8 protein-coding genes and 4 tRNA genes (1 of these 12 running past the window's edge) are annotated in these 9,437 nt (G+C 56.2%); 9 read left to right on the plus strand and 3 right to left on the minus strand.

Going from position 1 to position 9,437, the window contains the following annotated elements; all coding sequences use genetic code 11:
• Nucleotides 1-49: 49 nt before the first annotated feature.
• The 8 genes from lolB to ELY38_RS14775 all read left to right on the plus strand — a co-directional run bounded on the left by lolB (nucleotide 50) and on the right by ELY38_RS14775 (nucleotide 5,477).
• Complete coding sequence (gene lolB / locus ELY38_RS14740) at nucleotides 50-688, plus strand: lipoprotein insertase outer membrane protein LolB (protein WP_127063005.1); 639 nt, start codon at nucleotides 50-52, stop codon at nucleotides 686-688.
• A 25-nt stretch (nucleotides 689-713) separates the two neighbouring features.
• A complete protein-coding gene (gene ispE / locus ELY38_RS14745) occupies nucleotides 714-1,565 on the plus strand; it encodes a 4-(cytidine 5'-diphospho)-2-C-methyl-D-erythritol kinase (protein ID WP_127063006.1) in 852 nt (283 codons plus the stop codon).
• Between the two features lie 30 nt (nucleotides 1,566-1,595).
• Nucleotides 1,596-1,670, plus strand: a tRNA-Gln gene (locus tag ELY38_RS14750).
• A gap of 57 nt (nucleotides 1,671-1,727) precedes the next feature.
• On the plus strand, nucleotides 1,728-2,669 hold the full coding sequence (locus ELY38_RS14755) for a ribose-phosphate pyrophosphokinase (protein ID WP_185858995.1): 942 nt from the start codon (nucleotides 1,728-1,730) through the stop codon (nucleotides 2,667-2,669).
• 96 nt (nucleotides 2,670-2,765) lie between these two features.
• Nucleotides 2,766-3,389 (plus strand): 50S ribosomal protein L25/general stress protein Ctc, encoded by a 624-nt coding sequence (locus ELY38_RS14760; protein WP_127063007.1) that lies wholly within the window; start codon nucleotides 2,766-2,768, stop codon nucleotides 3,387-3,389.
• A gap of 192 nt (nucleotides 3,390-3,581) precedes the next feature.
• Nucleotides 3,582-4,163: an aminoacyl-tRNA hydrolase gene (pth, locus tag ELY38_RS14765; RefSeq protein ID WP_127063008.1), complete on the plus strand. Its 582-nt coding sequence runs from the start codon at nucleotides 3,582-3,584 to the stop codon at nucleotides 4,161-4,163.
• 81 nt (nucleotides 4,164-4,244) lie between these two features.
• Entirely contained in the window at nucleotides 4,245-5,336 is a 1,092-nt protein-coding gene (gene ychF, locus ELY38_RS14770; protein WP_127063009.1) for a redox-regulated ATPase YchF, read from the plus strand.
• A 64-nt stretch (nucleotides 5,337-5,400) separates the two neighbouring features.
• Nucleotides 5,401-5,477, plus strand: a tRNA-Met gene (locus ELY38_RS14775).
• A 66-nt stretch (nucleotides 5,478-5,543) separates the two neighbouring features.
• Here the strand turns inward: ELY38_RS14775 and ELY38_RS14780 are convergent.
• Complete coding sequence (locus ELY38_RS14780) at nucleotides 5,544-6,848, minus strand: M18 family aminopeptidase (RefSeq protein WP_127063010.1); 1,305 nt, start codon at nucleotides 6,846-6,848, stop codon at nucleotides 5,544-5,546.
• Nucleotides 6,849-6,986: 138 nt separating this feature from the next.
• Here ELY38_RS14780 and ELY38_RS14785 point away from each other — a divergent pair, with 138 nt between their 5' ends.
• Nucleotides 6,987-9,071 carry a carboxy terminal-processing peptidase gene (locus tag ELY38_RS14785; protein ID WP_127063011.1) on the plus strand — a complete coding sequence of 695 codons (2,085 nt, stop codon included), beginning with the start codon at nucleotides 6,987-6,989 and terminating at the stop codon, nucleotides 9,069-9,071.
• 202 nt (nucleotides 9,072-9,273) lie between these two features.
• Here the strand turns inward: ELY38_RS14785 and ELY38_RS14790 are convergent.
• Both ELY38_RS14790 and ELY38_RS19125 read right to left on the minus strand, forming a co-directional pair.
• Nucleotides 9,274-9,349: transfer RNA gene (locus tag ELY38_RS14790), tRNA-Asn, on the minus strand.
• Between the two features lie 55 nt (nucleotides 9,350-9,404).
• A tRNA-OTHER gene (locus ELY38_RS19125) sits at nucleotides 9,405-9,437 on the minus strand (it continues 82 nt past the right edge of the window).

The following is a 9,437-nucleotide window of genomic DNA, read 5'->3' on the forward strand; positions in this document are numbered from 1 at the left end:
AGCGCCGCTTTAATGACATCGATTTTACTACATGGACATGGAGTCTATTATGTTGACCACACGGCCTACCGCCAAATACTCGACCGGCACAGCATTTACCCTGCGGCTATGGCTTGCCGCAATGGCCCTGCTATTGTTGGCAGGTTGTGCCTCACAGGCGCCTCTTGAAGCTGGCGGTCGCCAGGCAGGCCAGTGGGAGCGCCAACAGACAGAGGTCAAGGCATTCGACACCTGGACAATGATCGGCAAAGCAGGCCTGCGCACACCGCAGGAGAATCAAAGCGCCAACCTGGACTGGAGCCAGCACCCTCACTATTTTCGCATGTTAATCAGCGGGCCATTTGGCGGTGGGCGCAGCGTGCTTGAAGGCCGTGAAGGCCGCTTCTCGCTCACCACAGGCGAAGGCCGCTTCGAAGCTGAAACCCCCGAAGCCCTGATGGAAGAGCAGCTTGGCTGGTCGCTGCCGGTTAGCGCCATGCCCGACTGGGTACGTGGCCTGCCGGGTGAGCACGCAAGCTACCAACTGGAAACCGATGAACTGGGCTTTCCTCGCAACCTGCAGCAGGATGGCTGGGAAATTGACTACCGCGACTGGGAAGAAGTGGAAGGCATGTGGCTGCCGCGACGCCTGGTCATGAATTATGAAGATGTGCGCATCACCCTGGTCGTTAATCAGTGGCGCTCCTGATCCACGTTTTAGTAAGTGAGTTGTCATGTCAGCTTCATTAACACTGCCAGCACCCGCGAAGCTCAATCGCATGTTGCATATTGTGGGCCGTCGCTATGACGGCTATCACGAGCTACAGACACTATTCCAGATTATCGACCTAAACGATCGGCTCACCTTGTCGCTGCGCGAGGATAGCGAGATTCAGCTTGCCACGCCGATAAGTGGCGTCGCGAATGAAGATAACCTGATAGTGCGCGCAGCCCGCCTACTTCAACGTACGTCAGGCACCACCAAAGGGGTAACCCTTAGCATCGAAAAAAAGCTTCCCATGGGGGGCGGGCTGGGCGGTGGCAGCTCCAACGCCGCCACTGTACTTGCCGGGTTGAATCAGCTGTGGCAGCTAGGGTTGTCATGTGAGGCGCTGGCCACGCTGGGATTGCAGCTGGGGGCGGACGTACCGGTATTTATTCACGGCCACAGCGCCTGGGCGGAGGGTATCGGAGAAAAGCTGACCACCGTCGCGCTGGATACGCCCTGGTTTGTGATTATTCACCCAAGCGTGAGCGTCTCGACACCCCTGATCTTCCAGGACCCGGAATTGACACGCGACAGCCGCCCCATTACTATGGCGCGCGCACTGCAGGGGGGAGTGTCTGAGTGGCGTAACGACTGCGAGGCCATCGTTAAAAAACGCTATCCGCTAGTGGCGGAAGCGCTTGATTGGCTCGCGCAGTATGCACCTAGTCGGCTGACCGGTACTGGCGCCTGTTTGTTTGCGACTTTCGAATCCGAAAAAGACGCACGCACAGTCGCTGAATTGGCAGGTCAATGCTGGCCGACATGGGTAGCACGCGGACTTAACACCTCTCCCCTACAAGATGCTCTGGGCTGCTGAAAGCGCCCGGTCATCGCATTAGGTTATTGCTGGGGTATCGCCAAGTGGTAAGGCACCGGTTTTTGGTATCGGCATTCCCAGGTTCGAATCCTGGTACCCCAGCCAACCTGACATGATCTGCGTTTTCTCCCCTGATTCCAAACACTGCAAAGGTGGCTGCGCGTGTCAAAATTGATGGTTTTCACCGGGAATGCCAATCCCGAACTCGCTCACAAGATTGCCGAGAGCTTGGACAGCCGCATGGGTAACGCCACGGTTGGCCAATTCAGTGACGGCGAAATCGCAGTCGAGATCAATGAGAACGTGCGCGGTAAGGACGTGTTTATCCTCCAGTCCACCTGTGCACCGACGAACGATAATCTGATGGAGCTGATCCTGATGGTCGACGCCCTGCGTCGCGCCTCGGCGGCTCGTATCACCGCAGTGGTTCCTTACTTCGGCTACGCCCGCCAGGACCGCCGTGTGCGCTCTGCGCGTGTTCCCATTTCTGCCAAGGTAGTGGCGGACATGATGGTCAAAGCTGGCGTTGACCGAGTGATGACCATGGACCTGCATGCCGATCAGATCCAGGGGTTCTTCGACGTGCCGGTGGACAACGTCTACGGCTCGCCTATTCTTCTGGATGATATTGAGCGTCAGAACTATGCGGACCTGGTCGTGGTATCCCCCGACGTAGGCGGCGTGGTACGCGCTCGCGCCATCGCCAAGCAGCTCAATGCGGACCTGGCGATTATCGACAAGCGTCGCCCCCAGGCCAATCAGGCCCAGGTGATGCATATCATCGGCGAAATCGAAGGCCGCACCTGTGTCGTTGTCGACGACATGATCGATACGGCAGGCACGCTGTGCAAAGCCGGTGAAGCACTTAAAGATCATGGCGCTGCACGCGTAGTGGCTTACGCTACTCATCCGATCTTGTCCGGCCCAGCCGTTGACAACATCACCAACTCTGTACTGGACGAAGTTGTCGTGACCGACACTATTCCGCTTGCCGACCATGCGCGTCGTAGCGGTAAAATTCGCCAGCTGAGTGTTGCCGGGCTGATTGCTGAAGCCATCCGCCGGGTTAGCAACGAAGAATCTGTCAGCGCGATGTTCCACTAATCGCCTGACGATATAGCCCCCTTCTGGGGCCTTGGGAGCGTCGTCGTCTGGTCGCGGACGGCGGCGTTTCCTTACTTAAACCAAGAGGCAAATTACATGTCTGATTTTATCCTGAAAGCCAGCGTTCGTAACGACCTGGGGAAAGGTGCGAGCCGCCGCCTGCGTCGTGCGAACCAGCAAGTACCGGCCGTTGTTTACGGCGGTGAGAAAGGCGCGCAATCAATCTCTGTAGAAAAAACTGCTTTCTACAAGGCGATTGAAGACGAAGCCTTCTTCTCCTCAGTAATCAAACTGGTTGTTGATGGCAAGGAAGAGCAGGTAGTGGTACGTGATCTTCAGCGTCACCCCTTCAAGCCGCTTCTGACTCACGCTGACTTCCTGCGTGTTGACGCAACTCACGAAATCACCATGAACGTGCCGCTGCACGTAACTGGCGAAGAGAAGTGTGTGGGCATTAAAGACCAGGGCGGCGAACTGCACGTTCTGGCTAACGAAGTGGCTATCAGCTGCTTGCCGAAAGACCTGCCTGACTACCTGGAAGTCGACATTTCCAAGGTTGAGCTGGGTACTACCCTGCACCTGTCTGACCTGACACTGCCCGCCGGCGTTTCCTCGGTTGACCTGAGCCATGGCGAAGAGCACGACAACGCCGTTCTCAGCATCACCAAGGTAAAAGTACGTGACGAGGCAGAAGGCGAAGAAGACACCAGCGCTGAGTAAGGCTCGTATAAGTACGCATCGCCTTAACGGCTAATGCATACTTTGCCTGGGCCATGCTCGCATGGCCCAGGAATGATAAGATCAAGCGCTTCGGCGCTTGATTTTTTTTGCGGCTTGCCTTTCTGCAACTGCCTTTCAAGCCGCCATTGAAGCCATTCAAGAATTCGCCCGGATTTTTTTGGAGGTAGGCAAATGAGCCAGGTAACGGCCCTGATAGGCCTAGGCAACCCCGGCGCCGAGTACGACGCCACCCGTCATAATGCGGGCTTCTGGTTAGTCGACGCCATTGCACGCAGCGCCCATACCGAACTGCGCCCCGAGAAGAAATTCCTCGGTCTTTATGCCAAAGCGCGCGTGGGCGATCACGAGCTTCATCTGCTCAACCCTACCACCTTCATGAATAGAAGCGGTGCCGCGGTAGCAGCGCTTACTCAGTTTTTTAAACTTTCCCCGGAAAACCTGCTGGTCGCTCACGATGAGCTTGACCTCCCCCCTGGGCAGGCACGTTATAAAACCGGCGGAGGCCACGGCGGGCATAATGGCTTGCGCGATATTATCAGCGCCTTGGGCAACCAGAAGCAGTTTCATCGCGTGCGCATCGGTATTGGCCACCCGGGTGCAGCGCGCCAGGTAACCAACTACGTGCTGGGCCGCCCTGGCAAGGCCGAGCAGGAAGCCATTGATAACGCCTTGCATGAATGCCAGGCCACGCTCCCTCTCGCCCTCGATGGCGACTGGGCCAAAGCCATGAACCGCTTGCATAGCGTAAAATAGTCAACACGGATCTTACTCACTTTAGGCAAGCGCGGAACAAGGCATTTAGGCGACGTTTGCTTAGCAGCTAGGAATGAACTTATGGGCTTTAACTGTGGTATCGTCGGCTTGCCAAACGTAGGCAAATCCACACTCTTTAATGCGCTGACCAAATCGGGCATTGATGCGGAAAACTTCCCTTTCTGCACCATTGAGCCCAACGTAGGCATCGTACCGATGCCAGACCCGCGCCTGGACAAGCTTGCTGCGATTGTAAAACCTGAAAAAGTCCTGCCCACGACCATGGAGTTTGTGGACATCGCAGGCCTTGTGGCCGGCGCTTCCAAGGGCGAGGGCCTGGGTAACAAGTTCTTGGCCAACATCCGCGAAACCCAGGCGATTGCCCACGTGGTGCGCTGCTTTGATAACGACAACGTGATTCACGTGGCCAACCAGGTTGACCCGCGCGCCGATATCGAAACCATCAACCTGGAATTGGCGCTTGCCGACCTGGACACCGTAGAGAAAGCCAGCCAGCGCCTGGTACGCTCGGTTAAAGGCGGCGATAAAGATGCTATCGCCACCAAGGCTGTACTGGATAAAGTACAGCCCCATCTGGCCGAAGGTCTGCCGCTTAGAAGCTTTGGCCTGGATGATGATGAAAAGCGTCAGGTAAAAAGCTTTGGCTTTTTGACCCTAAAGCCCACCATGTACATCGCCAACGTTAACGAAGACGGGTTTGAAAACAATCCTTACCTGGATATCGTAAAAGAGATAGCAACCGAAGAAGGTGCGGTTGTGGTGCCGGTTTGCAACCAACTGGAAGCCGAAATCGCTGAGCTTGAAGACGAAGAGCGCGCCATGTTCCTGGATGAGATGGGCATGGAAGAACCAGGGCTTGATCGCGTTATTCGTGCAGGCTACTCCCTGCTCGGCCTGCAAACCTACTTCACCGCAGGCGTCAAGGAAGTCCGCGCCTGGACCGTGAAGCAAGGCGCTACCGCCCCTGAAGCAGCGGGCGCTATTCATACCGACTTCCAGAAAGGCTTTATTCGTGCCGAAGTCATCGCCTATGACGATTTTGTATCGCTAGGTGGCGAGCAAGGCGCCAAGGATGCGGGTAAATGGCGCCTGGAAGGCAAGGACTACATCGTTAAAGATGGCGACGTGGTGCACTTCCGGTTCAATGTTTAATCGCCTTTGACAATAAAGACTTGACGGACGGCGTTTCACTGAGTAATATTCGCCCCCGTTGAAAGGCTACGTAGCTCAGCTGGTTAGAGCACATCACTCATAATGATGGGGTCCCCTGTTCAAATCAGGGCGTAGCCACCAAACACCGAAAAGCCCGCTGATTCGTCAGCGGGCTTTTTTCGTCGAGCAGTTTTATAACCCGCTTTGTTAATACAGCGCCGGGCGATTCAGAAACACCTTCAGTGCGCGGGTCAGGTATTCCACATCGCGAGTGCCGGCGGTTTCGCGGATAGAGTGCATGGCCCACTGCGGCACACCGATATCCAGGGTAGGCACCCCCACCTCAGTGGCCGTAATCGGCCCAATAGTACTTCCACAACCCATATCTGCTCGGGTCACAAACGACTGAACCGGCACGTCGGCCTCGCGGCACACGTCGCGAAATAGCGCGCCGGTCACGCTGTTGGTGGCGTAGCGCTGGTTGGCATTTACCTTGATGACCGGGCCGCCGTTAATCACCGGACCATGCCGCTCGTCGTGCTTATCCCGAAAATTGGGGTGCAGGCCATGGGCGTTATCACATGAAATCATTATCGATGACTGAATCAGCTGAATCAGCGACTCTTCACTGCCACCTCCCACTTGTACGTTGATGCGCTTGAGCACATCGCCCAAAAAGGGTCCCTGCGCGCCACAGGCACTGGCACTGCCCACCTCTTCATGATCATTGGCTACCAGCAGCGCCCCCTGGCTACCATCACTTTCAAGCAGCGCTTCCAGGCCGATAAAACATGACAACAGGTTATCCAGGCGCGCACTGGCGACAAGCTCCTGCCTGACCCCCACCAATGACGGCGGCTGCACATCGTAGAATCCAAGCTCAAAATCCACCACGTCAACGTCACGCATACCGTGTTGCTCTTCAAGCCACGTGGCCAGCAGGCCGGAAAACTTGGCACTATCACTTTGCAGCAACACCGGGGCCATCTGGGTTTGCGGGTTGATCGCACGGCCGGCATTAACGTCACGGTCCATATGAATCGCCAGGCTAGGCACCATGGCAATCGGGCGCTCAACGTTAAGCAGCACGCTTTCCATCCGCCCATCGAAATGGCGCACATGCACCCGCCCCGCCAAACCCAGGTCACGATCAAACCAGGGTGCCAACAAGACGCCTCCATATACCTGTACGCCAAGCTGCAGCCAACCCGCCGAATACTGAGTAGCATTGGGCTTTAAGCGCAGCCCCGGACTGTCGGTATGCGCCCCGAGCATTCGCAAGGTTTTAAGCGTACCGCTGGGTAGCTGAAAGGCTATAATCGAAGAGTCATTGCGCGTGACGTAGTAGCGCTGCCCGGATGTCAGCTGCCAATTAGCGGTTTCTTCCAGCCGCTGAAAACCCGCTTTTTCCAAGCGCTCGGTCATTGCCTGGGTAGCATGCCACGGCGTGGGCGACTGGCGCAGAAAATCACATAACCGGGTTAAACGGTCGGCGTTGAAAGCTTCGGACATGGAAATCCTCATAACAGTAATGATTGAGTCTCACAGAGCAGTCGACCTGCTACAATGCTCCCCTGGCCTAGGCTATTGATAGGCCATCTGCGGGTCTAGGGAAGAATGAGTGTACACAAATCCGGGAGAGCTTGACTGATGAGCTTGTTTGCAACGCTTTCGCGCTCGGTCGCCCTTGCCGTTATGCTGGTCGTTACCAGCCCGGCAGTGGTGGCGCAAATCGCGCCGACCGACGAACAACGCCAAGCGGCAGTAGAAATTGCGGACGCGCTCCGCTACGGCCACTACGCCAATATAACGTTTGATGAGCAGTGGTCTCAGGAAGCCTTTCAGCGCTATCTGGACATCCTCGATGGTCAGCGTGCTTATTTACTGAGCCGGGACATCGAGCCCTATCGCCATCTGGAAGACGGCATGGCCGATGCGCTGTTTGAAGGCGACCTGGACGATGCGTTCAAGCTTTACGATCAGCTGAGCGAACGCCATATCGCACGCACAGAATGGCTTTTGGCGCGACTGGATGAAGGATTGGCATTCGATTTCGACAGTGACGAGCGCCTGGAGCTTGACCGGGAAGATGCCCCTTGGGCCATCCGTGAAAGCGAACTCGACGAGCTGTGGCGCAAGCGCCTGAAAAACGATGCGCTAACACTTGCCCTCACGGATCAGGATAATGAACAGATAGAAGACAACCTGCGCCAGCGCTACGAAGGCCAGCTTTCACGCCTTCAGCAAACGGAATCAGAAGATGTCTTTGGCCTCTTGATGGCAGCCGTCACCAGCACGATTGACCCGCATACCGGCTACCTCTCCCCCCGCCAGAGCGAATCCTTTGATATTCAGATGAGTCTCTCTCTTGAAGGTATTGGTGCACTGCTTCAGGCAGACGGCGAATACGTCAAGGTGGCAAGCCTGGTGCCTGGTGGCCCTGCTGATCGCGCCGCCGTGCTGGAGCCTGCTGACCGGATTATTGCCGTTGGCCAGGAAGACGGCGAGATGGTTAACGTGGTGGGCATGCGCCTGGACAACGTGGTTGACCTGATTCGTGGCCCTAAGGGCTCGATCGTGCGCCTGGATATCGTGCCCGCCCAGGCCGTGGATATGACCCGCTCGCATATTGTTGAAATCACTCGCGACACAGTAAGCCTTGAAGACCAGGCCGCCCACGGTGAAGTAATCAATGTCGAACGTGACGGTAAGCCCCACCCCATCGGGGTTATCAACATCCCCACCTTTTACGTCGATTTTGATGCCTGGCAGGCGGGCGAAGAAGAATACCGCAGCACCACGCGCGACGTAGCCCGTGAAATTGAGCGTCTGAAGGAAGAAGGCGTTGAAGGTATCGTGCTGGATCTGCGCAACAATGGCGGCGGCGCCCTGCAGGAAGCCAACTCACTTATCGGCCTGTTTATCGACCGCGGCCCTACCGTTCAGGTTCGCGACGCGCAAGGCCGCATTCAACTTTACGGTGACAGCGATGCAGGCACCACCTACGACGGCCCGCTCACCGTACTGGTGAACCGCCTGTCTGCCTCGGCCTCCGAGATCTTTGCCGGCGCCATTCAGGACTATGGCCGCGGCTTGGTGGTGGGCTCCTCCACCTTTGGCAAGGGCACGGTTCAAACACTCAACGATTTGAGCCACGGCCAGATCAAACTGACCCGCGCCAAGTTCTACCGCATTTCCGGCGAAAGTACTCAAAATCGCGGCGTAGACCCTGACATTGCTTTCCCGAGCCTGATTGACCCTGAACGCATTGGTGAAAGCAGTTTGGATAACGCACTGGGATGGGACACCGTACAAAACGTTCAGTACCGTCGCTACGGCTCACCGGAAGACTTCCTGGATGCGCTCAATGCGCAGCATGAGAAGCGCGCCAAGGAAAACCCCAACTTCCGTTACCTTGAGCGCCAGTCAACACTGGCACGCCAACTCCGCGAACAGCACACTAGCGTCAGCTTGAACCGGGAACAACGTCAGCGTGAACTGGAAGCCCAGGAAGCTGAACAGCTATCCTTGGAAAACCAGCGCCGCCGGTCACTGAACCTGCCCGAACTTGACGAGTGGATGGATGCGCGCCTGGACAGCACCGAGCCAAGCGATGAGGATGAAAAAGCAGAAGACGAGGAAATGCCCGTTGACCGCGCACCTGTGCTAGAAGCAGCAGAGATCCTGCTCGACTACGCTCACTTTCAGAAATCCCAGCGGATGGCCAAGCGTTAATTAACGCGCCATCTGCAACCAAAACGTCGGCTTTGAAGCCGGCGTTTTTTAACTGTAGAGCGCTTTATAACCAGCAAGATACGCAAAATAACCCAAGTTGCCGTTAGGCAGCGGGCGCAATGGTAAAGAAATTCAGACAGGTAGAGAATCTATAGATAGAAGTGTATCTAGAAAGGGAATGATACCTGGAAAGACAAATAGATGGCTCCTCGAGCAGGACTCGAACCTGCGACCCAATGATTAACAGTCATTTGCTCTACCAACTGAGCTATCGAGGAATCACGCGCTACCTAAAACGGATATCCGAAACAGGTAGTGTAAAGTAGAATAGCTTGGCTCCTCGAGCAGGACTCGAACCTGCGACCC

This window comes from Vreelandella nanhaiensis (assembly GCF_003990185.1).
Taxonomy (GTDB): domain Bacteria; phylum Pseudomonadota; class Gammaproteobacteria; order Pseudomonadales; family Halomonadaceae; genus Vreelandella; species Vreelandella nanhaiensis.